Here is a 25,483-nt window from a genome sequence, read left to right on the forward strand (position 1 = left end):
TCGTCTTTCCCGCAGCTCTATCGTCGAAAAACTGGGTTACATTTGAATCTATTCGGTCATTCGGACTTCCCGCCCGGCGCCGCATAAGCAAAACGCCGTAGTTCCGAAAAGGTTTCATCGCCATCCGCCCTTTTACGCTCGGCGCGCGGCGGAAAAGCGGCGAAGGCCTTGCCGGCCGCCGGGACGGCCCGATTTCTTTGGGGATGAGCCGCACGCGCATCAGGCGCGTCCTGCGCCGGGCGTGGCGGCTTCTATGGAGGAAAGTCGATGGAACGTCGCTCTTTCATGAGATTTTTCGTTATCGGCGCGGCGGCGGCGCTGGTCGCCGGCCCCTCTCACGCCCTCACCTCGGTCGCGCCGCTCGAGGCGCCGCGGGCGCCGGAGCCGGCTCCCGAGGCCGCTGTGGCGACGCCGGAGGATCTCGAGCGGACGCAGGTCGAAAAGACCTATTGGTACTATCGTCGCCGCGTCTGGCGGCCGCGCTGGCGTCGCCGCTACTGGCGCCGGTATTATCGGCCGCGTTACTGGCGTCGCCGTCGCTACTATTATTACTGAGCGCTTTTTAGAGCGCTTTCCGATCGAACGGACCCGTTCGATCGATCAGAATTCGCTCCAACGAAAGAAAGTTAGAGCGCTCACCAGGCGCCGGTGTTGGGCATGGAGCTCCAGGGCTCGGCCGGCGGCAGCGGCGCGCCCTTCTGCAGCAGCTCGATCGAGATCTGATCGGGCGAGCGAATGAAGGCCATATAGCCGTCGCGCGGCGGGCGGTTGATCGTCACGCCGGCCGCCTGCAGCCGCGCGCATACGGCGTAGATGTCGTCGACCGCGAAAGCGAGATGGCCGAAATTGCGGCCGCCGGCATAATCATGCTCGTCCCAATTATAGGTGAGCTCGACGAGCGGCGCGCCGGCCTCCTTCGCCTGCGGAAGATCGTCCGGCGCAGCGAGATAGACGAGGGTGAAGCGGCCCTTCTCATTCTCGGTGCGGCGCACTTCGGCGAGGCCGAGCTTGCCGCAGAAGAAATCCAGCGAGCCGTCGAGATCGCCGACGCGGATCATCGTGTGGAGAAATTGCATATTGGCGCCTCTTGCGGGGGTGAGAGGCGGCGAGCATAGCCGCTCCCTCGCGCCGACGCACGCGCCCTATTGATGCGGCGGGATCTTCAGCGCGCTCTCCAGCGCGATGATGATCGGAATGAGCGCCTCCTTCTCCTGCTCGGCCGAGCCGAACTCGGCGGACTTCAGCCGCTGCTCCACCTCGTGAATCGTCATCAGGCGCCGCTCCAGGACGATCAGCAGCTCCCTGGCGATCTGCGGCTCGAGCTCGATTCTGATCATGCGCGCATCTTTCCTCATCGACTGGCCGATTCCGATCGACCGAGCCGCAGCATAGGTCCTGCTCGCAGGGGGCGCTGTGCGCTGGCGCATATTGCGAGCGTCGGAAAGGACGTCTCTACAGTCCCGGCGCCCAGGCGGGCCGCAGCGGGGCGTCCTCCGGCGCGGCGATGGCGGCGCGCAATTGCTCGAGCAGGCGCGGCTTGTCGGCGCCGAGCGTGCCGCGCAGCACCAGCCAATTGGAGGCGTGATCGCTGCGGAAAACGGTGCGCTTCAATTCCAGCCGTGAGAGAAAGCGCTCCATCTCGCGCAGCAGCCCCGGCACGTCGAGCGGCGCGAAATCGGGGAAATCGGCGCGAAATCGCGCCTCGCCCTTGGGGAAGCTGACCACCAGCGTCGCCAGAAATTCCGGCTGCGCGGCGTTGAGCAGCGCGGCGGAATTTTCCGCATGCGCCTCGCTGAGCGCGGCGCCGCCGAGCCCGTTGAGAATCATCACCGAGCGCTTGATCCCGGCCGCGCCGAGCTTCTCCAGCGCGTCGCGGGTGGAGGCGAAAGTCTCGCCCTTCTGGACCCGCGCCAGCACATCGTCATCGCCCGATTCCGCGCCGACATAGACCAGCGAGAGGCCGAGCGCGGCGAGATCGCGCAGCTCGGCGACGGATTTGCGGCTGACATTGCGCGGCAGGCAATAGCTCGACACGCGCCGCACGCCCGGCAGCTCGCGGCGGATCGCCTCGAGAATGGCGGCGAGACGCCGCGTCGACAATGTCATGGCGTCGCCATCGGCCAGAAACACGCGCGCGACAGAGGCCCCATAAATCTCACCGCAGCGCTTTATGCTCTCCATCACCTCGGCTTCGTCCCGCGGGCGGAAGCGCTTTTGCGGCGCGGTATACATCTCGCAGAAGCTGCAACGATTCCACGAGCATCCATCGGTGACGGGAAGAATCAGCGACTCCGCCTCGCTGGGCGGACGAAAGACGGGCTCGACATAGCGGATGGGGGCGTCGGTCATGGGGGGAGTCTAATACGAGGAGGCCGGGACGGGAATGGGGGCGGCGAGTGACCCATTGCAGCCCCATCCCCCAGATTGGCCGACGTCCGACAACGCCGATAGGAGACATTCCCGTGGCCAGGTAAGACGGTGCGAGATCAGGCCGTCGAAGGAAAACGCGATCTGGAGCAATGTGAAGCGCACAGGCGTCGCCAGAGCGCCTCTCGCAGGGGGGGAGATTGCTCTACAAGCTCGATGCGCAACTGAACAAGATCAAGAAAGTGCCTCGAATCGTCCAATCATTCTTCGGAGTTCCAAGCGTCGCCTATATTTCCGACTGGTGAGTAACGAAGGGGGAGCCCCAGCGCGTCGTGGAGTTCCGGCGTCGCGTGTCGCGACAAGACACTTTTGCTCGGTGTCCCGTCCTTCAACGTTTCTGGCATGGCCTCTCTCACCTCCATTGTCGCGCCGCATCGCGTATTTCACTCGTCGAGAATGTGAGTCGCAACAATGCGCGCTTAGCAAGATAAACTATTGGATAACCGCCCAAATATACGGCCGCAAACGGTGCGAAGGCCTGGCTGCCGTCGACGTGGGCGATGACGACTATGACAAGCGCGTAGAGCGCGACGCCCTCGTAGGCCGAGGAGGCGAACTTAAGTAGAATGCGTCTTTCCAACGATCCAATCATTGGCATGGTTTCTATGATCCCTCGCAGGAATTCCACTATCGCATAAATCCACGAAGCCGTGATCGCGAGCGCGACGAGCCATTGAATTTTTTCGCCGTGCGAGTTGCCCACTAGACGGGTTGCGACGTATTCGAAGGCTATGGCGAACACCAGCCCGAGTGCGCCGACCCACCCCACAAGAAAATTGGCCCAACTCATGGGTAGCCGAAAATCAGAAAGTTTCATGGACTTGTTCTCGAAAGGACTTGGTAACCGCGAACGCCTCCGGCGTCGCGCGCGCATTATTTCCGAGGACGAGAATCGCGTAAAGTCCAGGCTCGTTGCGTTCGTACAAGGAAAACGTGCGCGTATGCAAATTCATCTTGCCTGAGCCGGGTCGCCAGCAAGAGGGGGGAGCCGGTGACAAAATGACGAGCGCTTTCCGTCCAGCTTTCTCGACATAATCTCAGCGCTCCATTTTGTCGGCGCGCCCTTCCTCGGAACAACGTGCCTTCGCCTATCAGAGGGAAACGGTCGTCACTAGACCACGACCCGGCGCGTTGCAGTGACTGAAGAACGTGCTCGCCCGCTCCAGTGCCGCGAACGTCCGCGAGATCCAGCGAAAGAAGACCTACGTTCGTGCAGGTTGAATGGCCGGTTATGGCGCATCGCAGCCATCACCCCGCCCCCACGCCAATCGCCTGCCCGAACAAAATGCGATGCCCGTCGATCGTCGTGACGACGATTTCGCGCATTCCATAGGGGCGGTCGACCGGCGTTGTGCAGAGCGCGCCGCGGGCGGCGATCTCGGCGTGGAGCGCGTCGATGTCGTCAACGTTCACGTAGCCGAACAGATTGTGGGAGCCGAGCGCGGCGGGCGGCGCGTCGGTGGGGCAATGGCCCAGCATCACGCGGACATTGTCGCGCTGGACCAGGCGCCAATCCGTGGCCTCCGCCCAGAGCAGCTCGAAGCCGAGCACGTCGCGAAAATAGCCGGCGCTGGCGTCGAGATCGGGAACGGCGAGCACAAAGGCCCATGTGGAGAGCTTCGGGGGCAAAAAAGTCACCTCAATGAAATCACCTGTATGAAATCGGCTGCGTGCTTGCGCGTCCCTATGATGGCGGCGCGGTCCGCGAAATTCAAATCGAGAAATTATTCGCCGGCCCCTGCGTCTCCGAGTAGATGCGATATTGGTTTCTGCCATTCTCCTTGGCGAGATAGAGCGCGCGGTCGGCGCGCGCCAGCATGGGGTCCGGTCCTTCCAGAGCGGAGGCGAAGAGGGCGACGCCGACGCTCACCGTGGCGCGCAGCTCGCCGCCCGGCAGCAGATAGGGCTCCGCCGAGAGCGCACAAATTTTCGCCGCCATGACGGAAGCGCTGGCCGCGTCGCGCGAGCTCGATTGCAATATCGCGAATTCGTCGCCGCCGAGCCGCGCCACGACATCGCCGGCGCGGCAATGGCTCTTCAGCCGCGCGGCGAGCGCCTCCAGCAGCGCGTCGCCGCTGGCGTGGCCCAGCCGGTCGTTGACGTCCTTGAAATGATCGACGTCGATATAGAGCAGCGAGAAGGGCGCGCCGCCGGCTTCGGCGTCGGCGAAGGCGCGGCGTAGCGCGTCGATGAAGCTGCGGCGATTGGCGAGGCCGGTGAGAGCGTCCGTTTGCGCGAGAATAGCGATCTGATCGGCGACCTCCTTGCGCTCGGTCACGTCGAGCGCGACGCCTTCGATCAGCTGCGAGCGGCCGGGCCGGTCGCGTGCGGCGTAGCGCGCGTCGAGCCAGCGATAGCCGCCGTCGCGCCGCCGAAAACGGAACTCCACCATGCCGCCGCGCCGCCCGTCCGCGGCCGCCCGCGCCAGCGAGGCGCCGACCTTCTCGAGATCGTCGGGGTGAACGCAATCGGCGAGGCTGCGCGCCGGATCGGTCAGCTCCCAGGGATCGTAGCCGAACAGCGCGATGTTGTGGGACACATAGACGAGGCGCGGCGTTTTCGCGTCCATGCGCAGGCGGAACAGCAGAGTCGGGCTGCGCTCCACCACCTCATTGGCGTCGCGGAGCCGATCGACATAGCGCTGCCGCGCGAGCGAGCCGCCGATGAGATCGCCGAGTATGCGCAGCGCGTCGATCTCGGCGGCCTTCCACATGCGCTCGCTGTGGCAATCCTCCACCTCCACCCAGCCCCAAGGGGCGTCATCGACGACGATGGGCGCGAAGAGCGCCGATCGCACGCCGGCGCGCTCGAGAAAGCTCTTGGCGGGGCCGGGCTCGAGCGCGCGCGTCGCCGCCGTCACCGGCCGGCGCTCGGCGAGAGCGGCGAGCAGAGGGCCAGAGAGAAAGGCGCGCGTCTTGTCGGCCGCGAAAAACGAGGCGTCCAGCGCGACCGGAGAGTCCGCGCGCTGCCAGAAATGCAGCAGGGACGGGGGCTCTTCCGGCGCCGTGGCGGATTCGAAGACGAGAATGCGATCGGCGCCGATCGCCGCGCCGACGGATTCGAGCAGATCGGGAATTGCGGCGGCGCTGGGCGCGGTGGTGGTGAGCTCGGTCGCCGCGGTGGAGACGGCGTGCAGCAGAGCGTTGCGCTGATGCAGCGCCGCCGACAGCGCCTCCTGCTGCAGCCGGCGCCGCGACACCGACACCAGCCAGCCATTGGCGCGCAGGCCGAGAATGACGAGCACGGCGGTGAAGGCCGAGAGCAGCGCCCCCATCGCGAGGGCGGTCGACTCCCCGCGCGCAAAGAGCCCGACGATGGAGGGCAGCACATCCGGCGCGATATAGCCGAACATGGCGGGCAGATAGGCGGAATTGGTGAGCACGGCGCCCGCCGCCATGCCGCCGGCGGCGAAAAGCGCGAAGGCGTGATAGCCGGGGTCCGGCGTCAGCCACAGGACCGATGAGGCCGCTCCCCAGAGGCAGCCGGTCAGCGTCGAGCCGAGCGTCCACAGCGCGAGAAAGCGCCGCACCGCCTCTGCGCTGGGCTGCGTGGCGCGAAAGTGGCGCGCATGGACGATGCGCGCGACGACCAGGATCAGAAAGGCGAGAAGCCAGGCGGCGATTTGCGCGTGCGAGTAGAAGTCCCGAAAAATGCTAGCGACGATTGCGGCATTGGCGGCGTTGAAGACCAGCACCGATTGTCCGGTGGCGAGCATTTGCGCCTGATCCGCCCGGATCGAGGCGTCGAGCTCCTCGGGATCGATCTCCTGCTCCTCGGAACGCGAGTCGCGCTCATACCGACACATAGCTCGACCCTCGACGCGTCTCTGATATTGGAGGCGCGATTTGTTTCCAAAATGTCCCGATCGCGGTACGAAGATATTTCTCCGCTGGAAGAATCTAGCGCGCTGCGGTCCCGAGCGAAGTCCACGCGAGGGCTCGAAAGGACGCGGATGGCGCGAATGATGTTCAGGTGAGCGAGACGGGCGGGCGGGTGCGGCCGGCCGGCTCGGCGCCGTCGACGAATGCGCGGAGCGGTTGCGGCGCGCTGATGACATAGCCCTGAATCTCGTCGCAACCGAGCTGGCGCAGAATGCGCAGCTGCGCATCGGTCTCGACGCCTTCGGCTGTCGCCATTAAGCCGAGCTCATGGGCGAGAGAGACGATCGATCGCACGATCGTCGCCGCGCGCGGATCGGCTTGCGCCTGCTGCGTCAGCGAGCGGCCGACCTTGACGCGATCGACCGGCAGAGCGTGGAGATGCGCGAGGGCGGCGCCGCCGCCGCCGAAATCATCGAGCGCGATGGAGACGCCGAGCGTGTGGATCGCGGTGAGGCAGCGCAGAATATCCGCATTGTCGGCGAGGCGGACCGAGCTGGCGATCTCGATCTCCAGACGGCTCGGATCCATGCCGGAGGCGGCGAGCGCCTCGGCGACGTCGCGCGAGAAGCCGGTCTTCTCCAATTGCGTCTGGGTGACATTGACGCTGATGCGCGCGTCGGGCGGCAGAGCGGCGGCGCTGGCGCAGGCCTCGTTCAATATCCAGGCGCCGATCTCGTAGAGCAGGCCGGCCTTGGTGGCGACGGGGAGGAAATCCTCCGGCGTCCGCAGGCCGTCGCGCGGGTGCCGCCAGCGCAGCAGCGCCTCATAGCCGCAGACGCGCGTGACGCCGAGCGCGACGATGGGCTGGAAATGGAGCTCGAACTCGCCGGCGGCGACCGCCTGACGCAAATCCTGCCAAATGCGACGATTGGCGGCGATGCGCGACTCTATGTCGGGATCGAAGAAGCGGAAATGGGCGCGGCCGCTGGATTTGGCTTCGTACAAGGCGAAATCCGCCTTGCGCATCAGCGTCCGCAGATCGAGCCCGTCCTCCGGCGCGCGGGCGATGCCGACGCTGACGCCGACCGTCGCCATCGCCTCCTCGAGATCGAAAGGGGCGGCCATCGCCTCCATCAATCGCATCGCGAAGCCGCCGACATCGGCGAGCGAGCCGGCGTGCGATTGCACCACGGCGAATTCATCGCCGCCGATGCGGGCGACGATATCGGCCTTGCCGACGATGGAGGAGATGCGCTCGGCCACCGACCGCAGCAGAATATCGCCGGCCCTATGCCCCAGCGTGTCGTTGATCTCCTTGAAATTATCGAGGTCGATGCAGTGGATCGCGGCGCCGAACCCATTGGCCACCGCGGCGGCGATGACGCTCTCGCCCTGCTGCTCCATGGAGGCGCGGTTGGCGACGCCGGTGATGGCGTCGAAATAGGCGAGCCGCCGGATACGCTCCTTGCGCTCCTCCTGCTCGAGCGCGATGGCGCAGAGATGCACGCAGGTCTCGACGATCGTGCGCTCGAGCGGGCTCGCGCCGCGGCAGGTGCGATAATAAAAGGCGAAAGTGCCGATGACGCGATCGTCCGAGGCGCGAATGGGAGAGGACCAGCAGGCGCGCAGGCCGAGCGGAGCGGTCTGGGCTCGAAAAGCCGTCCAGCGCGGATCATTCGCCATGTCCGTGACCTCGACGGGCTCGCCGAAATAGGCGGCCGCGCCGCAGGAGCCGACGTCCGGCCCGATGCGAAGGCCGTCGAGCGAGTCGGAATAATGCGACGGCAGGCTCGGACCGGCCAGCGGATGCAGACGGCCTTCGCGATCGACGGTGAGGACGGAGCACACGGCCTGCGGCGCGAGCTGCTCGGCGCGGAGGCACAGCTCGGCCATCGTCTCGCGCAGCGGCTTGCCGCGCGCCAGACGCTCGAGCACCTCGTGCTGAAGCGCTCGGAGACCCTGCATCGTGCGGTTCGAGCAGTCATCACAGTCGAGTTCGAGCATTGGCCTCGCCTTTGAAGACAATCTTATCTTTTTCCGCGTATCTCGACCGTGTCGATAAGAATTAAAAATCAACCGCCTTTGTAGGCGACGAGACGATGATTCTCCATCGGTGCAAATAATGCGCCCGCGCGGCCCTGTCGATCATGGGAGCCGAGCATGGGCTTCAGCAAAACCTATTATCGCATGCCCGCCGGCTGTTGTGTAGGGCGGAGCTGGAGCGCAATATATCGACGCTAGATCAATATGATCGTTGGCGCACAACCGGCTTCGCCAGCGCTTCCGCGAAAAAAGGTCGCGGGCGAGCCGACCCCCCGCATTTAGGATGTGGCGGGCTCGAGGGTGGCGAGGCCTAGGAGGAAGGCGACAAGGAGGACGGAGCGACTTGCCTTGGTCACGTCATTGGCCCAGTCTTGCGCAGCCGCGGGCGGCGGCGCGCCGAAAAAAGCAGGCGCGCTGTCATGACGCAACGACCCGCCGGCATGGGAGAGAAATATGTCGAAATTCGCCACACTGGCTCTGGCCGTTCTGATCTCGGCGCCCTTCGCGGCCGCTCCGGCGCGTGCGGTGGAGATCAGCCCCTTCTTTCCGCTGCCCAATTCCTTCGACGTCAAGGGGCCGATCAAGGATGGCGTGCTCGCGCAGCAGATCTCTTGGCTGGAGGACGGCATCGCCGCCATCGAGAAGGCGCGCGCCGGGGCCGCGCCGGACAAGCTCGCCGAGCTCGACGCGCAGCTCGCCGCGGCGGTCAAGGAGCGCGACATTTTGAAGAGCGACGAGACCGGCCGCGACGCCGAGCTGGCGCGCAAGAATCTGGTCGTCAGCAATATCAACCGCTGGATCAACGGCCTCGCCCGCAAGGCGACCGAGCAGCTCAAGATCGCCATTCTCAAGGACGGCGCGGAGCGCGACGCTGCCGAGCGCCGGCATATTCAGCTGTCGCAGCAGGCCGACGATCTCGAGAAGGTCAAGCACGAGCCGGCCTTCGAGGCCTGGGGCCGCTGAAGCGCCCGTCCGGCGTCGGGCTCAGAGCATAGGGGGCGTCTCTTCGCCCCCGTGCTGCAAATCTCAGAGCATAGGGGGCTCAGAGCATAGGGGGCGCCTCTGCGCCCCCGTGCTGAAGGTCTCGCGAGAGACGCTCGACCCGCGTCGTCGCATCCTCGAGCGCGGCGGCGAGCTTATCGACCAGAGCGGCTTCGGCCTCTTTCGCTGCAGCCGCATTCTCGCGCAGCGTCGCCAGCTCCGCCTGCAGGGACTCGAGCTTGCGCGTCGCAATCGACGCCTCATCGGCGAGGGTGAGCGCCGCCATCACGGTGATGCGCTGCTCGCCAATGTCGCCGAAACCCTCGCGCAGGGACAAAATCTTGTTCTCGACGAGCTTGGCCAACTCGTCGAGATGGCCTTCCTCGCCATCCTCGCAGGCCATGCGATAGGTCCGGCCCGCGATCGTCACCACCACATGCGCCATTCGCCGCCTCTGAGTAGACTAGGTCTGTGTCCGGTCCTCGTCGCCGAGCACGGCGATAATGCCAAGGCTCGTGCGGTCGAGACGCGTCAGCACCTCGTCGCGCGCTTTCTCCAGCGCGCTGTTTTGGGCGAGGGCGGCGTCGAGCTCGAGGCCGAGACGGCTGCGGTCGTCCTGCATGACGGCGAGCTCCTCCTCGAGGTCGGCGTGCGACAGCTCGACCTCTATGCGGCGCGCGACGGTCTCCTCCAGCCGCTCCAGCGCGGCGGAGAGCCGTTGCAGCGCGTCATCGAGCCTGTGTGGGACTTGCGTCATATGGAAACCGGACCGATCGCGATTAGATTCGCACGTACGAATCGTTAACGCCTAGCAGCAATCGCGTAAACCCCAATCCGAGCCGCGACTCCGCCGCAGAGCGACCTGTGACCGCGTTGACAGGGGGGCGCGACCTGTTATCAAGCCGCTCATTCGAGCGGGCGTTCGCCGCCAGAAAATGCGGCAAAATGGGCAAAGCCCCGATTTTGGGCGGTTCAGCGGCCGCCCGGCCCCGCCCGAGCGAGCAGATGAGAAGGAGCACCGCTATGGCCGTGAGAGTGGCGATCAATGGGTTCGGACGCATCGGACGCAATATTCTTCGCTACATCGTCGAGACCGGCCGCACCGACCTCGAGGTGGTGACGATCAACGATCTCGGCTCCGTCGAGACCAACGCCCATCTCCTGCGCTATGATTCCGTGCATGGCCGCTTCCCGCGCGAGGTGAAGGTAGAAGGCGATTCGATCGACCTGGGCTATGGGCCGATCAAGGCCACGGCGATCAAGAATCCCGCCGAGCTGCCGTATAAGGCGCTCGGAATCGACATTGCGCTCGAATGCACGGGCCTTTTCACCGCGCGCGACAAGGCCAAAGCGCTGCTCGACGCGGGCGCCCGGCGCGTGCTGGTCTCCGCGCCCTCCGAAGGCGCCGACATCACCGTCGTCTATGGCGTCAATCAGGACAAGATCACGAAGGACGATCTCGTGATCTCCAACGCCTCCTGCACCACAAATTGCCTCGCGCCCGTCGCCAAGGTGCTGAATGACGCCATCGGCATAGAGCGCGGCTTCATGACGACGATCCACTCCTACACGGGCGACCAGCCGACGCTGGACACGTATCACAAGGACCTCTACCGCGCCCGCGCCGCCGCTCTGTCCATGATCCCCACTTCCACCGGCGCGGCGAAGGCCGTGGGTCTCGTGCTGCCGGAGCTGAAAGGCAAGCTCGACGGCGCCGCCATTCGCGTGCCGACGCCCAATGTCTCGGCTGTCGATCTCAAATTCGTCCCCAAGCGCAAGACGAGCGTGGAAGAGATCAACGCCGCCATCATCGCCGCCGCCGACGGCCCGCTGAAGGGCATTCTGGGTTACACCGACGACAAGAATGTCTCGGTCGATTTCAACCATGATCCGCGTTCATCCGTGTTTCATCTCGATCAGACGAAGGTGATCGAGGGCGAGCTGGTGCGCGTCCTGTCCTGGTACGACAATGAATGGGGCTTCTCCGGCCGCATGACGGATGTCGCCGCGACGATCGCCAAGCTCATCTGACGCGATTTTTTCCTCATCCACCGGGACACGATCATGCCGTCTTTCAAAACGCTCGATTCCGCCGATCTCGACGGCAAGCGCGTCCTGTTGCGCGTCGATCTCAATGTGCCGACCGAGAATGGCGTCGTCACCGACAAGACGCGCATAGAGCGCGTTCTGCCGACGATCGAGGATATTTCGAAAAAGGGCGGCAAGGTCATCCTTCTCGCCCATTTCGGCCGACCCAAGGGCGAGCGCAAGGAAGAGGATTCGCTGAGAGCCGTCGTTCCCGCGATAGAGGAGACGGCCAAGCGCAAAATCGCCTTCGCCGATGATTGCGTCGGCGATGTCGCCGGCGCGGCGATCGCGCAGCTGAAGAATGGCGACATTCTGCTGCTCGAGAACACGCGCTTCCACAAGGGCGAGGAGAAGAACGATCCCGCCTTCGCGGCGGAGCTCGCCAAGCTCGGCGATATCTATGTGAACGACGCGTTCTCCGCCGCGCATCGCGCCCATGCCTCGACCGAAGGGCTGGCGCATCTTCTGCCGGCCTACGCCGGCCGCACCATGCAGGCTGAGCTGCAGGCGCTCACCGAGGCGCTGGAACATCCCGCGCGTCCCGTAATGGCGATCGTCGGCGGCGCGAAAATCTCCACCAAGCTCGATCTGCTCGGCAATCTCATCCGCAAGGTCGATATTCTCGTCATCGGCGGCGGCATGGCCAATACTTTCCTCGCCGCGAAGGGCGAGCCGGTCGGCAAATCGCTGTGCGAGCATGATCTGCTCGAGAAAGCGCGCGCCATTCTCGCCGATGCGCAATCGTCCAATTGCGAGATCGTGCTGCCGATCGACGCCACTGTCGCGCAGAAATTCGAGGCGCATGCGCCCTCGCATATCGTCGCGATCGAGCATGTCGGCGAGAGCGACATGATTCTCGACGTCGGGCCGAAGAGCATCGCCCATATAGAGAGCCTGCTCGCCAAGGCGAAGACGCTGGTGTGGAACGGGCCGCTCGGCGCCTTCGAGCTGCCGCCCTTCGACGAAGGCACCAATGCCATCGCGCAGACGGCGGCGCGGCTGACCGTGGAGGGCAAGCTGCTGTCCGTCGCCGGCGGCGGCGACACTGTGGCCGCGCTCAATCAGGCTCATGTGGCGCAGGAGTTCAGCTATCTCTCGACCGCTGGCGGCGCTTTCCTCGAATGGCTCGAGGGCAAGGAGCTTCCCGGCGTCGCGGCGCTGACGAAATAACGACCCAGCCCGTCATTGCGAGCGAAGCGAAGCAATCCAGAGCCGTGGAGCGGCCTCTGCTCTGGATTGCGTCGTCGCTACGCTCCTCGCAATGATGGGGCGTCACTCCTCGCAACAGGCGCGCGCCGCGGCGATGGCGCGCTTCAGCTCTGGAATGCAGGAGCCGCAATTCGTGCCGGCGCGCAGCGTCTCGCCGATCGCGGCGACGCTTCGCGCCCCATTCGCGATTGCCGCGTCGATCGCCGCGGTGCCGACGCCGAAGCAGGCGCAGACGATCGGACCATCCTCCGCCGCGCCATCGGGCGAGCGCCCCGACAGAAGCGCCTTGCGCTGCTCTGTGCTGAGCTGCTCCTTCTCGAACAGCGCCGCCGCCGTGTCGAAGGCGCTTTGCGCATCCTCTCTTCCGACGAAGAGGCAGAAATCGACGCGCTGCTCGCGAAAGCGCGCGGCGCGATAAATTCCGCGCGCCGCATCCTGATATTCGGCGGTATCGCCGCCATCGCCGAGCGACGCCGCATAGTCGAGCCACAAAGGCAGCGCCGAATCCGAGGCGAAGAGCAGAGCATGGCCGCCCGCTATGGCGACCTTGGCGCCGAGCGCAGCGATCGGCGGCCACAGCGGCGCGCGCGAGAGCAGGAAGCCGCGCGATTTGAATCCGACGGCATCTATGCGCGCTGGCGTCGCCTTAGCTTCCGGCTGTCCCGAATGCGGATCGGTGATCGCGGCGACGAGCGCGCCCACACGCGCGAAAGACGCCGTTTCATCGCTCCAATGAATCGGCGCGAATAATTGCCCGCGCTTCTGACGATCGGTGATGGCGACAGCGAGAATGCATTCGCCATGGCGGGTCGAAACGCGCGCAAAGTCGCCATCGATGAGGCCGAGCGGCGCAGCGTCGGCCGGATGAATCTCGACGAAGGGACAAGGCGAATGCCGCGCGAGACGCGGGCTTTTGCCGGTGCGCGTCATCGTGTGCCATTGGTCGCGAATGCGCCCCGTGTTGAGGCGGAAGGGAAAGGCCGCTGTTGTCGCGGCCTTCAACGACGGCGGCTCCGGCGCGATGAAGCGCGCCTTGCCATTGGTGGTGAAATATCCGCCCTCGCCGAAAAAGCGTTCGCGCCCTTTCGTCTGGCCGGCGCGGATCGGCCATAGCGTCGGATGCAACGCGTCATAGGCCTCATCCGAGAGCGTCGCCAGCCCGCCTATGTCGAAGCTGCGCGCGCCGTCATTCTCGAAAGCGGAGAGCGCCGCATGCTCGCGAAACACATCCGCTGCGGATTGAAAATGGAAGGCGTCGCCGAAGCCCATGCGCGCAGCGACGTCGCTGACGATCCGCCAATCCGGCTGCGCCTCGCCGGGCGACGGCAGAAAGGCGCGCTGGCGCGAGATGCGCCGTTCCGAATTCGTGACCGTGCCGGACTTTTCGCCCCAGGCTTGCGCCGGCAGCAGCACATGCGCGCCGGCGTTTATCGTGTCGTTCGACAGAACATTGTCCGAGACGACGAAGAGATCGAGCTTCGCCAGCGCCGCGCGCGCATCATCGGCTTGCGGCAGCGAGACGGCGGGATTGGTTCCCATCACCCACAGCGCCTTTATCTCGCCGCGCGCTATGGCCTCGAACATTTGCACGGCCTTGAAGCCCTCATGCGTCGCAATGCGCGGCGCATTCCAGAAGCGCCGCACGCGATCGACCTCGGCGCCCGAAAAACCCATATGCGCGGCGAGCTGATTGGCGAGGCCGCCGACCTCGCGTCCGCCCATGGCGTTGGGCTGGCCGGTAAGCGAGAAGGGCGCGGCGCCCGGCGCGCCAATGCGTCCCGTCGCGAGATGACAATGAATGATCGCGTCGACCTTGTCGGTCCCTTGCGCGGATTGATTGACGCCCTGCGAAAAGGCCGTGACGGTCTTCGCGGTCGCGGCGAAGAGCTCGAAGAAAGCCGCGACATCGACCTCGCGCAAGCCGGCCACGGCGGCGGTCGCGGCTATGGTCGGCGCGATCTCGCGTGCGGCGGCGAGCGCTTGCGTGAAGCCCTCGGTATGACGCGTGATGTAATCGTCGCAGGTCGCGCCATTGGCGACGAGATGCACGAGAAGGCCGCAGAAGAGCGCGACATCGCCGCCGGGCGCGATGGGCAGAAAGAGATCGGCCTCTTCCGCCGTCGCCGTGCGGCGCGGATCGATGACGACGATCTTCGCGCCGCGCTCCTGCTTGTTGCGCAACATGCGCTGAAACAGAATCGGATGACACCAGGCCGCATTGGAGCCGACGAGCACGATGAGATCGGCGCAGTCGAGATCCTCATAGCATCCCGGCACGACATCGGCGCCCAGAGCGCGCTTATGTCCCGCCACTGTCGAGGCCATGCACAGCCGCGAATTGGTGTCGACATTGGGCGAGCCGATGAAGCCTTTGATCAGCTTGTTCGCCGCGTAATAATCCTCCGTCAGCAATTGGCCGGAGAGATAGAATGCGACCGCCTGCGGCCCATGCGTATCGATGATGCGCGCAAAGCCCTGCGCGACATTATCGAGGGCCTCGTCCCATGTCGCGCGTCGCAGCGTTTCGCCGGCGCGCAGCATAGGATGCAGCAGACGTCCGTCGAGCGACAGCGTTTCATGCAGGGCGGAGCCTTTGGAGCACAGCCGTCCGTGATTGGCCGGATGATCGGGATCGCCGGCGACAGCCGCGCCGCCGCATCCATCCGGCGTCGCCAGCACGCCGCAGCCGACGCCGCAATAAGGACAAATGGTCGCGACAGAGGCGCTGCGTGGATCGACCCGCTGCATCAATAGACATCCTGTCGGTAGCGGCCGCTCTTCTTCAATTCGGCGACGAAGGCGACCGCCTCGTCCGTGGCGCGCGCGCCATATTGCGCGACGATATCGACGAGCGCGCGCTCGACATCCTTGGCCATGCGCTTGGCGTCCCCGCAGACATAGATATGCGCGCCTTCGGCGAGCCAGGCGAAGAGATCGCGTCCGACTTCGCGCATGCGGTCCTGCACATAGAATTTCTCGGAGCCGTCGCGCGACCAGGCGAGCGAGAGGCGCGTGAGCAGGCCGGATGATTTCATCGCATTCAATTCATCCGCGTAGAAGAAATCGCAATCGCTGCGCTGATGACCGAAGAACAGCCAATTGCGCCCGCGCGCGCCGATCGCCTCCCGCTCTTGCAGAAAAGCGCGAAACGGCGCCACGCCCGTGCCGGGGCCGATCATGATGACCAGCGCATTCGGATCATCCGGAAGCGAGAAGCCATGCGCCGCCTGCACATAGACTTTCAACGGTGCGTCTTTCTCGATGCGCTCCGCGAGAAAAGTGGAGGCGACGCCTTTGCGCAAGCGCTTGCCGATCTTGTAGCGCAACGCGTCGACAGTGAGCGACACGCGCCCCGTCGTCGCCTTAGGCGAGGAGGATATGGAATAAAGCCGCGGCTGCAGAGGCTCGAGCGCCTCGACGAAAGCTTCCGCATGCGGCCGCACGCCCGGAAATTTCATCAGCGCCGCCAGCACGTCGAGATCGGCGGCGTCATTGTCTCTATCTTCTCCCTGCGCCAGCGCGCGCGCTTTTGCGCGCGTCTCGCCCCCGGTGAGGAAGGAGATCAGCTCGAAGAGCCGATCGGGCGCAGGCGAAAGCGCGCAATCGTCGCGCAGCGCTTCGCGCAGGCTCTTGCCCTTCACTGGCGCGAGCGGCGAGGCGCCGATCATGGCGATAATCTGATCGACGAGGCCGAGATCATTCTGCGCAAAGACGCCGAGCGAATCGCCGACATTGTAATCGATCCCGCTCTTCGAAAGATCGAGCTCGATATGCCAGCTTTCCTTTTCCGAGGCTGGCTTGTTCAGCCTTCGACGCGACAGAAATATCGCCTCGACCGGATTGTCGCGTGAGCGACCCCGCGCCGATGTGGAATGCGAGCTGGGCGGCGCCGCCGGCTCTATCTCGGTGGATGGTGCAGCGTCACGCTCTTGCGCGAGCGTCTTCAACATGCGCGCGGTGTCCTTGCCGCCGGGCGCGCAGAGATTGAGCCGCTCCTCCTTGCGGGCGAACAGCGCTTCCGCATAATTTTGGCAATCATAGCCACATTGGCCGCAGTCCTGCTGCGCCATTGCAGCCATCATCCGCCGTCGCAGCGGACGATCTTGCGCGAGCGTCATGCGCTCCTGCAATTGCAATGTCGGATCATGCCAAGGCGCGGCGCCGTCATCCGCATTGCCGGCGATGGCGGCATTTTCCGCCGGCGACAAAGCGACGACGCCGGCGTCGTCCATCGACATCAGCCCGGCAAAAAAGCCGTTGAGCCAGGCGCGCTGCTCTTCAGAGAATGGAGCCGAAGGCGGAATGAGATCGAGACGTTGCGGCTGCGTGATCTTGGTCATTGCTCCGCCTCCGCGATCAAGCGCCGTAAAGCCTCAATGTCATGGCGTCGCGTGAAGGCGGCGAAGCTCTCTTCGCCCTTCGCGCGATGCGCGAGATAGGCGCGCAACAGGCTCTCGATCTTGCGCGGCGCATCTGCCGCTGCGACATTTTCGAGCAGCTCGCGGCCGATCGCGCCCTCCGCGCCGAAGCCGCCGCCGACGACCATATTATAGCCTTCGACCGTATCGCCTTCCTCATTGATAGGGACGCGCGCACCGACGAGGCCGATGTCGCCGATATAATGTTGCGCGCAGGAGTGACGGCAGCCGGTCAAATGTATGTTGATCGGCGTGTCGATCTCTATTCTCTCCTCGCAATGCGTGGCGATCTCGTCCGCGTGCCTTTTGGTGTCGGAGGCGGCGAAGCGGCAGCCGGCATTGCCCGTGCAGGCGACGAGGCCGGCGCGGAGCGGCGAGGCCTTCGTCGAAAGGCCGAGCGCCTCGATCCGCGCGAGCGCCTCGTCGATCCGCGCGTCGGCAATTCCTGAGATGAGCAGATTTTGCCAGACCGTGAGCCTGATGTCGCCATCTCCGAGCTCGCGCGCGATCGTCGCGAGACCGCGCGTCTCGTCGCTCGACAGACGGCCGAGCTTCAATGCGACGCCGATCCAGCTTTTCTGCGCGTCACTCTGCGCATGCACGCCGATATGCGCGAGCCTGTCGAAGCCGGGCCGCGGCGCGATCGCGTCTTGCGGCGCGCGCAGCAGGGGACGGCCGAGCTTATCCTCGACGAGCGTCAGGAATCGATCGAAGCCCAATTGATCGAGCACATATTTCAATCGCGCCCGCGCGCGATTGGTGCGGTCGCCTGTCTCGATGAAGACGCACAATATGGCGTCGGCGATCTCGATGGCTTCGTCCGGCGCAACGATCACGCCCGTGTCGCGCGCGAGATCCTTATGGCCGGTAATTCCGCCGAGCGCGAGACGGAAATAGACGCCCGGCGCGATTCCATGCTCATCGCGAATCTCGACCGCCTGAAAAGCGACGTCATTCGTCTCCTCGAGCACGGCGATGCGGCCGCCGCCATCGAAAGCGATGTTGAATTTGCGCGGCAGGCCGAAGAGCGAGCGGTCATTGAGAATGTGAAAATGCAGCGCGCGCGCGAAGGGGCGCGTGTCGATGAGCTCCTGCGGATCGATTCCAGCGGTCGGCGTTCCGGTGATGTTGCGAATATTGTCTGCGCCGGAGCCGCGCGTCCACAGGCCGAGGCTCTGCACGCCTTCGATCATGGCGACGGCGCTCTTGGGCTCTATCTCGCGAATTTGTAGATTGGCGCGCGTCGTCACATGCAGATAGCCGCCGCCATGGCTGTCGGCGAGATCGGCGAGGCCGGCGAATTGCCAATGGGTGAGCACGCCATTGGGGATACGCAGGCGGCACATATAGGAAGATTGCGTCGGCGCGACATAGAATAGCCCATAATAGCGCCAGCGAAAATTATCGGCGGGTTTCGGCGGTTCATTGCGCTTGGCCTGCGCGACGAGTCGCGCATAGGCGTCGAAAGGATGCTCCTCGCGCTTGATTTTCTCTTGCTCATTGAGCGCGTCGCCACTCGCGACGGCGCGATCCTGCGCCGCGAAATGCGAGGCGTCGGGGCCGGTCGGCTTTTCCTTGGTCGGCAAGGCGCGTTGCGCGCGCGAGGCCTGGAAGCCGGAGGCGAAGCCTTCGAGATAGCGCTTTTGTTCTGCTGTGAAATCGCCGGCCATGGTCATGCCGCCTTTCTTTCGCAGAGCGCGCGACCGAAGATCAGCGCATCGCGCCATTGCGTCACATCGACGCGCGAGCGAATGAGCTCGAGGCACCAGAGCGCGGCGCTGGTGTCTCCGACGAGCACGGCGCCGGTGAGACGGTCGTCCTCGATGACCAGCTTTTTGTAGAGGCCGAGCCCAAAGTCGCGCCAGGAGATCGTCTCCGCGCCATCGCTTCCCATGAAGTCGCCGGCGGAAAAGACATTGACGCCGGAGACCTTCAGATTGGTGGAGACGATGCTTCCCTCGTAAATGTCGCTTTCGCCGCAGAGCCTCGCGGCCAGGACGCGCGCCTGCTCATAGGCGGGCTCGACGAGGCCATAACAGACGCCTCTGTGCTGCGCGCATTCGCCGAGCGCGTAAATATCGTCGATATTCGTTTCCATATGATCGTCGACGACGATTCCTCTTTGCGCGCTCACGCCGGCGTCGCGCGCCAGCTCCATATTGGGCGCAATTCCGGCGGCGAAGACGACGCCGTCGGCCGCGAGTCGGCGACCATCGGCGAGCTCTATCGCGCTGACGCGCTCCTCGCCGATGATGCCTGTCGTGCGCGCTTCCAGCAGAACTTCTATTCTCTTGCTCTCGATGAGCAGCTTCAGCAGCTCGGCTGCGTCCTTGTCCAGCTGCCGCTCCATCAGCCGATCGGTGACATGCGCGAGTGTGACCTCGGCGCCGCTTTTGGCGAGGCCATAGGCGGCTTCGAGACCGAGCAGGCCGCCGCCGATGACGATGATTTTCTTGCGCTGCGCCGCGAGGCGCTTCAGCGCGTCGACGTCGGCGCCGTCACGAAACACATGAACGCCTTGCAGCTGCGCGCCGGGCAGCGGCAGACGCAGCGCGCGCGAGCCGGTCGCGAGCACGAGCTTGGAAAAGCCGATGCTCTCGCCATTTTCCAGCGACACGCGCTTCGTCGCGAGGTCTATGGCGCGCGCCCTGGCGCCGTAGAGAAGAGTGACGCCGCGGTCGCGCCACCAGCTCGCGGGCCTCAGCTCTATCTCGGCCATCTCGGCCTCGCCGGCGAGCACCGAGGAGAGCAGCACGCGATTATAGGCGAGGCGAGGCTCCTCGCCGATGACGGCGATGGCGTAGCGGCCGAGCGCGCGCTTCGACAATTCGTCGACGAGGCGCGCAGCGGCCATGCCATTGCCGATGATGACGAGAGGCTCGCTCATTTTCCGTCCGCCTCACGCCGCTTCGACATAGTGATGACGCTCATAGAGGAATTGCAGCACGCGGCGTCGGCATTCGAGATAGAGAGGATCGGCGGAAAGAGCGACGCGATCGCGCGGGCGCGGCAGAGCGACATCCAGCGTCTCGCCGATCGTGGCGCAAGGACCATTGGTCATCATCACGATGCGGTCGGAGAGCAGCACGGCTTCGTCGACATCATGGGTGATCATCATCACCGTATTGCCGAGCGTGCGATGCAGCTCCATCACACGATCTTGCAGATGCGCGCGGGTGAGCGCATCGAGCGCGCCGAAAGGCTCGTCGAGCAGAAGCACCTTGGGCTCCATGGCGAGCGCGCGGGCGATGCCGACGCGCTGCTTCATGCCGCCGGAAATCTCGCTCGGACGCTTGTCCTTGGCGTGCGTCATCTGGACGAGCTCGAGATTGCGCATCGTCCAATCATGACGTTCGGCGCGGCTCTTCTTTCCCGCGAAGACCTTGTCGACGCCGAGACGCACATTGTCATAGACGGAGAGCCAGGGCAGCAGCGAATGATTCTGGAACACGACGGCGCGATCCGGCCCGGGCGTGTCGACCTGATGATTTTCCAGCACGACGCCGCCGGCGCTGGCGTTCACGAGGCCGGCGACGATATTGAGCAGAGTGGATTTGCCGCAGCCGGAATGGCCGATGATGGTGACGAATTGTCCCTTCTCGACGGCGAGATCGACGGCTTCGAGCACTTTCGTCGTGCGGGCGCCGCTCACGAAAATCTTGTCGACATGATCGATGCGAAGATAGCTCATGGAAGCGCCTTTCTTAGGAGGCCTGCGCGCCGCGCGTGGCGATGGAGCCGATGGCGGCGACGATGCGGTCGAGCACGAAGCCGGTGACGCCGATATAGGCGAGCGCCACGAATATGTCGGGCAGGCGCGAGGAGTTCCAGGCGTCCCAGATGAAGAAGCCGATGCCGACGCCGCCTGTCAGCATTTCCGCGGCGACAATGGCGAGCCAGGAGAGGCCGACGCCGATGCGCAGGCCGGTGAAGATGTAGGGCGCCGCGGACGGAATCATGATCTTCCAGAAGAACTCGAATTGATTGAGCCGCAGCACGGCGGCGATATTGCGATAATCCTGCGGAATATTGCGCACGCCGACGGCGGTGTTGATGATGATCGGCCAAATGGAGGTGATGAAGATCACGAAGATCGCGGATGGATAGCTGTCGCGAAAGGCGGCGAGCGAGATCGGCAGCCAGGCGAGCGGCGGCACGGTGCGCAGAATCTGGAACAGCGGATCGAGGCCGCGCATCGCCCAACGCGATTGTCCGACGATCACACCGAGCAGCACGCCGGCGACGCTGGCGAGTCCGAAGCCGATCGCGACGCGCTGCAAAGATGTGAGCACGCGCCAGCCGAGGCCGATATCCTGCGGCCCCGCGATGAAGAAGGGATGCAGGATGAGATCATTCGCCTCGCTCCAAATGCGCGCGGGCGAGGGCAAGGACGAACTCGGCTTGATGCAGATGAGCTGCCACAGGCCGAGCAGGATCGCGAGCACGATGATCGGCGGCAGCATCGCCCCGAATAAGGCGCGAATGCGCGCGCCATGTCTTTCGATGAGCGGAATGCGCCGACGCGCATAGAGCTCGTCGATCGAACGATCGTCGCCGGTCGTCGCATCGACGAGATCATTCTTGGTGATTTGCATCGTCATTTCGGTCTCTTCGGTCAAACCTGCGCGCGCTTGATGGATAGGCTCTTCAGATAGGTTTGCGGATTTTCCGGATCGAAGACCTTGCCATCGAAGAAGGTCTCCTTGCCGCGCGACGTCGATGCGGGAATCTCCTTCGCCGGGACATTGATCGACTTCGCCGCCTCGCGCCAAATGTCTTCGCGATTCACCTTGTCGACGAGCGCTTTGATATTGGTGGTCGGCTCCAGCTTGCCCCAGCGAATATCCTCGGTGACGAACCAGGCGTCGTGACTCTTGAACGGATAGGAGGCGGCGTCGCGCCAGAATTTCATGAACTGCGTCGTGTTCTTCTCGATGCGGCCATTGCCGTAATTGAGATCGCCTTTCAAGCGGCCGACGATGTCGGCGACGGGCACGTTGAACCATTGGCGCTTGCCGACGATCTCGGCGAGCTCGGCTTTGTTTTCCATTTTGTCGCACCATTGCTGCGCTTCCAGCACAGCGGCGGTGAGCGCGCGGGCGGCGCGTGGATTTTTGTCGACCCAATCGGCGCGCAGGCCGAGCGCTTTTTCCGGATGTTTCGCCCAGATCTCGCCGGTCGCGCAGGCGGTGTAGCCGATGCCTTGATTGGCGAGCTGCTCGTTCCATGGCTCGCCGACGCAAAAGGCGTCCATATTGCCGACCTTCATATTCGCCACCATTTGCGGGGGCGGCACGACGATGGTCGAGACATCCTTGTCGGGATCGATGCCGGCGGCGGCGAGCCAATAGCGCAGCCACAAATCATGCGTGCCGCCGGGGAAGGTCATGGCGACCTTCACCTCCTTGCCTTCGGCTTTCTTCTTGGCGAAGGCCTCGCGCAGCGCGGAGGCGTTGGTCGTGATCTTCAGATCCTTATATTCATTGGCGACGGAAATGCCCTGTGCGTCGAGATTGAGGCGCGCGAGTATGTACATCGGCGTCGGCATATTGTTCTGCGTCACTCTGCCGGTCGAGATGAGATAGGGCATGGGCGTCAGAATATGCGCGCCGTCTATGCCATTGGCGGCGCCGCCGAGCACGAGATTGTCGCGCGTCGCGCCCCAGGACGCTTGCTTCGTCACTTCGACGTCGGGCATTCCATGCTTGGCGAAAAGGCCTTTTTCCTTCGCGATGATCAGCGGCGCGGCGTCGACCAGCGCGATATAGCCGAGGATCGCTTTCGTCGTTTCGGGTCCCGCGCCTTGCGCGAAGGCGCCGCCGGGAAAAGCCGCGCGTATCGCGGCGAAACTCGCGGCGGCGCCGGCCGCGCCGCGCAGCAGCGCGCGACGATCGAACGCCATCGGCGACAGTGTCTTCGCTTCGCTTGCTTCGTCTGTCATGGTCACCGTCGTCCTCTTTGCGCTTCGAAAGCGCATCGGTTAGGGCGAGTCGGCGCCGTCTTCCTGTCGACGGCGCGAAACGCAAAAAAGCCGCTTCCCGGAAGGAGCGCGCATGTGGCGCGATCTCCTCGGGACAGCGGCGTTGCTGGTTCGTCCGTCGTTGGACTGAGAGTGATGCGCGGGGCGCATCGTCATGACCCTATGTGCAAGCGGCGCGCCAAACAGCGAAAGTGTCGCTAGCCGATGAGAATCAATGAGCTATAAGAAAGCCGCGTCGGCGCGGGGCGATGCGCCAGCCGGCGCCTTGCACAATGTGCGGGCGCCATATCGACAAAAAACAGGCTATGCGCGGCGGATCGGGAAGGCCGACAGATAGGCGCCGATGTCGCGATCGTCGAAGACAGGCCCCGAGAAGGCGCCGATCGCATCGCCGGTTGGCGGCGGCGGCGCAGTGGCGGAGGGCAGCGCGGCGTCGAAGAGATCGGCGCGAAATACGTTTTTCGCCGCGTCGAGATGCGCGGGTGAAACAGGCGCCTGTCCCCAGCGGGCCATTTGCGCATAGAGCCATGCGGCCTGTGTCGGGTCGGGCCGCTCGGCGCCCTCCTGGCCGAGCAGGAGATAGCGCGCATTCTCGCGCGTCGCGCCGTCCGGCGTCACTTTGAGACGGCCCTGCAGCGTCCGCAATATCACTTGCGCATCGACGCCGACGCGGTCCGGCCGCGCGAGCAGAGCGGCGATCTCATGCGGATCGGCCTCGGCGACGAAGCGCGCGGCGCGATGCAGGGCGCGCAGCAAAGCGGCGACGACATTGGGGTGCTCCAGCGCGAAATGCTCGCGCATGGCGAGCGATTTTTCCGCGCAGCGCGAGAACAGCTCGACCGAAAAATGCAGAATATGTCCGACGCCGAGATCGACGGCGACCGAATTCCACGGCGCGCCGACGCAAAAGCCGTCGACATGGCCCTGCGCCAGGCTGCCGACCATATAGGGCGGCGGCAGCACCACGAGGCGCACATCCTCGTCCGGATCGACGCCTCCGGCCGCCATCCAATAGCGCAATTGATAATTATGACCGGAGAAGGGAAAGGTCATGCCGAAGGTCAGCGGCTCCGCCTGCGCGGCCTTGCGATCGGCGACGACGCGCGCGAGCGCGCGCGCCGTGGCCAGCGGATCGAGCGCATCGCCGTCGAGCCGCGCCCGCATCGCCTCATGCAGCGTGGGAGAGACGGTGATGGCGTTGCCATTCATGGCGAGATTATAGGGCGCGACGATCGGCGTCTTCACATGGCCGACGCCGAGGCTGGAAGCGACGGCGATTGGCGCCAGAAGATGCGCGGCGTCGAACATGCCGATATTGAGCTTGTCGCGCACATTGGACCAGGAGACTTCCTGCACGAGCTCGACATCGAGCCCTTCCTGCGCGGTAAAACCCTTGTCCACGGCGACGAAGAGCGAGGCGGCGTCCGCGAGCGGAATGAAGCCGATGCGTAAATGTTCGCGCTCCGCGGTCATTTGAACAGCTCCGAGGCGGTGATGATCGCCTGGGCGATCTCGAAAATCTTCTTCTTCTCGCGCATGGCCGTGCTGCGCATCAGCCGATAGGCGTCCTCTTCGCTGAGCTTCTTCGCCTTCATCAGCAGGCCTTTGGCGCGGTCTATGGTTTTGCGCTCCTCTATCTCCGATTTGGCGCGCGCCAATTCGTCCTGCAGATGCGAGAAGGCGTTGAAGCGCGACACGCAGAGATCGAGAATGGATTTGATGCGCTCTTTCTTCAGCCCGTCGACGATATAGGCGGAGACGCCGGCGTCGACGGAAGCCTGAATGGAAGCGGCGTCGCTCTGATCGACGAACATGGCCACGGGCCGGCGCACGGCGCGGCTCACTTGGAACATCTGCTCCAATATGTCGCGGCTCGGATTTTCGAGATCGATGAGGATGACATCCGGGTCGATCGCATAGATGCGCGCGAGCAGGCTGCGCATCTCGGCGATGCGCTCGACATTGGTGAAGCCGGCCTCGCGCAATCCATCCTCGAGGATCGCAGCCCGCACCGGACTCTCATCGACGATGACGATTTTCAAATCGACGCCTCCGCGACGCTGCGCCGCAGGCTGGCGCTAGCGAAAATGCGGACGAATTACAAATGATTTCGGCGGGCGGGGGAAGACATGAGATGGCCCCGCAGCGCTGAGGCTGGCGGGGCCGCTTGTTTCGCAGAATGCGAAATCTCCGGAAAGCTCCAGATTCGGAAGATTGGGAGGCGTCGCGCTTGGCCTTCGCGTTTCGCCGCCCGTCGGGATGTCACGAATGTCGGCGCCCGAGGAAACCTGCGCTCGATTTCTTCGCCGCGCCATCGACCTCGGCTGAGGTCAAACGGTGTGACCCGGTGGCGTCATGCTCCTCTCGCATGTATCGCTCGACTCGAGGCCTGCGTGCGTTGCCACGCCGGCCCGCCCATCGCGTTCTCATCCCTCGAGGTCCCGCTCGATCGGTTCGCCTCGGTTTGCGGCTCGTCGCCGTTTCCCGCGGCCCCCTGTGACGCGATGATGAAATGG

General features: G+C 64.5%; 22 protein-coding genes. 4 read left to right on the forward strand and 18 right to left on the reverse strand.

Going from position 1 to position 25,483, the window contains the following annotated elements; translation table 11 throughout:
• Positions 1-285: 285 nt before the first annotated feature.
• Entirely contained in the window at positions 286-555 is a 270-nt protein-coding gene (locus A1351_RS20805) for a hypothetical protein (protein WP_245267219.1), read from the forward strand.
• Between the two features lie 80 nt (positions 556-635).
• On the opposite strand, the gene A1351_RS20810 is transcribed toward A1351_RS20805, so the two are convergent.
• The 7 genes from A1351_RS20810 to A1351_RS20840 form a co-directional block, all read right to left on the reverse strand.
• Entirely contained in the window at positions 636-1,076 is a 441-nt protein-coding gene (locus A1351_RS20810; protein WP_024878609.1) for a VOC family protein, read from the reverse strand.
• A gap of 66 nt (positions 1,077-1,142) precedes the next feature.
• Positions 1,143-1,337 carry a hypothetical protein gene (locus A1351_RS20815; RefSeq protein WP_024878610.1) on the reverse strand — a complete coding sequence of 65 codons (195 nt, stop codon included), beginning with the start codon at positions 1,335-1,337 and terminating at the stop codon, positions 1,143-1,145.
• Between the two features lie 115 nt (positions 1,338-1,452).
• Positions 1,453-2,349: a radical SAM protein gene (locus A1351_RS20820; RefSeq protein WP_064033802.1), complete on the reverse strand. Its 897-nt coding sequence runs from the start codon at positions 2,347-2,349 to the stop codon at positions 1,453-1,455.
• A 430-nt stretch (positions 2,350-2,779) separates the two neighbouring features.
• Positions 2,780-3,244, reverse strand: a complete 465-nt coding sequence (locus tag A1351_RS20825; protein WP_064033803.1) for a hypothetical protein — start codon at positions 3,242-3,244, stop codon at positions 2,780-2,782.
• Between the two features lie 431 nt (positions 3,245-3,675).
• A complete protein-coding gene (locus A1351_RS20830) occupies positions 3,676-4,065 on the reverse strand; it encodes a VOC family protein (RefSeq protein WP_245267220.1) in 390 nt (129 codons plus the stop codon).
• 73 nt (positions 4,066-4,138) lie between these two features.
• Entirely contained in the window at positions 4,139-6,232 is a 2,094-nt protein-coding gene (locus A1351_RS20835; protein ID WP_064033804.1) for a sensor domain-containing diguanylate cyclase, read from the reverse strand.
• A 163-nt stretch (positions 6,233-6,395) separates the two neighbouring features.
• Positions 6,396-8,252, reverse strand: coding sequence for a bifunctional diguanylate cyclase/phosphodiesterase (locus tag A1351_RS20840; RefSeq protein WP_245267221.1), 1,857 nt, complete (start codon positions 8,250-8,252; stop codon positions 6,396-6,398).
• A gap of 492 nt (positions 8,253-8,744) precedes the next feature.
• On the opposite strand from A1351_RS20840, the gene A1351_RS20845 reads away from it, so the two are divergent.
• The gene (locus A1351_RS20845) at positions 8,745-9,254 is read left to right on the forward strand and encodes a hypothetical protein (protein ID WP_024878617.1); all 510 of its coding nucleotides are present in this window, start codon (positions 8,745-8,747) and stop codon (positions 9,252-9,254) included.
• A gap of 79 nt (positions 9,255-9,333) precedes the next feature.
• Here A1351_RS20845 and A1351_RS20850 read toward each other — a convergent pair whose 3' ends face one another.
• Together A1351_RS20850 and A1351_RS20855 are read right to left on the reverse strand one after the other, a co-directional pair.
• Entirely contained in the window at positions 9,334-9,717 is a 384-nt protein-coding gene (locus A1351_RS20850) for a cell division protein ZapA (RefSeq protein ID WP_064033805.1), read from the reverse strand.
• Positions 9,718-9,735: 18 nt separating this feature from the next.
• Positions 9,736-10,029 carry a DUF4164 family protein gene (locus A1351_RS20855; protein WP_024878619.1) on the reverse strand — a complete coding sequence of 98 codons (294 nt, stop codon included), beginning with the start codon at positions 10,027-10,029 and terminating at the stop codon, positions 9,736-9,738.
• Positions 10,030-10,295: 266 nt separating this feature from the next.
• Between A1351_RS20855 and gap the strand changes: the two genes are divergently transcribed.
• Positions 10,296-11,303 (forward strand): type I glyceraldehyde-3-phosphate dehydrogenase, encoded by a 1,008-nt coding sequence (gene gap, locus A1351_RS20860; protein ID WP_024878620.1) that lies wholly within the window; start codon positions 10,296-10,298, stop codon positions 11,301-11,303.
• A gap of 33 nt (positions 11,304-11,336) precedes the next feature.
• Complete coding sequence (pgk, locus tag A1351_RS20865; protein WP_026600110.1) at positions 11,337-12,530, forward strand: phosphoglycerate kinase; 1,194 nt, start codon at positions 11,337-11,339, stop codon at positions 12,528-12,530.
• Positions 12,531-12,632: 102 nt separating this feature from the next.
• On the opposite strand, the gene A1351_RS20870 is transcribed toward pgk, so the two are convergent.
• From A1351_RS20870 to A1351_RS20910, 9 genes are all read right to left on the reverse strand, one after another.
• Positions 12,633-15,317 (reverse strand): nitrate reductase, encoded by a 2,685-nt coding sequence (locus A1351_RS20870; RefSeq protein WP_064033806.1) that lies wholly within the window; start codon positions 15,315-15,317, stop codon positions 12,633-12,635.
• On the reverse strand, positions 15,317-16,909 hold the full coding sequence (locus A1351_RS20875) for a sulfite reductase subunit alpha (RefSeq protein WP_024878623.1): 1,593 nt from the start codon (positions 16,907-16,909) through the stop codon (positions 15,317-15,319). Before A1351_RS20875 ends, A1351_RS20870 begins: the two co-directional genes overlap by 1 nt.
• On the reverse strand, positions 16,906-18,657 hold the full coding sequence (locus tag A1351_RS20880; RefSeq protein WP_064033807.1) for a NirA family protein: 1,752 nt from the start codon (positions 18,655-18,657) through the stop codon (positions 16,906-16,908). The genes A1351_RS20875 and A1351_RS20880 overlap by 4 nt, the downstream gene beginning before the upstream one ends.
• Positions 18,658-18,659: 2 nt before the next feature.
• On the reverse strand, positions 18,660-19,874 hold the full coding sequence (locus A1351_RS20885) for an NAD(P)/FAD-dependent oxidoreductase (protein WP_024878625.1): 1,215 nt from the start codon (positions 19,872-19,874) through the stop codon (positions 18,660-18,662).
• A gap of 12 nt (positions 19,875-19,886) precedes the next feature.
• Positions 19,887-20,678, reverse strand: coding sequence for an ABC transporter ATP-binding protein (locus A1351_RS20890; RefSeq protein WP_064033808.1), 792 nt, complete (start codon positions 20,676-20,678; stop codon positions 19,887-19,889).
• 13 nt (positions 20,679-20,691) lie between these two features.
• Complete coding sequence (gene ntrB, locus A1351_RS20895) at positions 20,692-21,588, reverse strand: nitrate ABC transporter permease (RefSeq protein ID WP_064033829.1); 897 nt, start codon at positions 21,586-21,588, stop codon at positions 20,692-20,694.
• 14 nt (positions 21,589-21,602) lie between these two features.
• Positions 21,603-22,928, reverse strand: a complete 1,326-nt coding sequence (locus A1351_RS20900; protein ID WP_024878628.1) for a CmpA/NrtA family ABC transporter substrate-binding protein — start codon at positions 22,926-22,928, stop codon at positions 21,603-21,605.
• A 342-nt stretch (positions 22,929-23,270) separates the two neighbouring features.
• A complete protein-coding gene (locus A1351_RS20905; RefSeq protein WP_064033809.1) occupies positions 23,271-24,440 on the reverse strand; it encodes a CmpA/NrtA family ABC transporter substrate-binding protein in 1,170 nt (389 codons plus the stop codon).
• A complete protein-coding gene (locus tag A1351_RS20910; protein ID WP_064033810.1) occupies positions 24,437-25,009 on the reverse strand; it encodes an ANTAR domain-containing response regulator in 573 nt (190 codons plus the stop codon). Before A1351_RS20910 ends, A1351_RS20905 begins: the two co-directional genes overlap by 4 nt.
• Positions 25,010-25,483: the final 474 nt, after the last annotated feature.

Origin of the sequence: Methylosinus sp. R-45379 (genome assembly GCF_001644125.1) — a bacterium.
In the GTDB taxonomy this organism is placed as follows: Bacteria; Pseudomonadota; Alphaproteobacteria; order Rhizobiales; family Beijerinckiaceae; genus Methylosinus.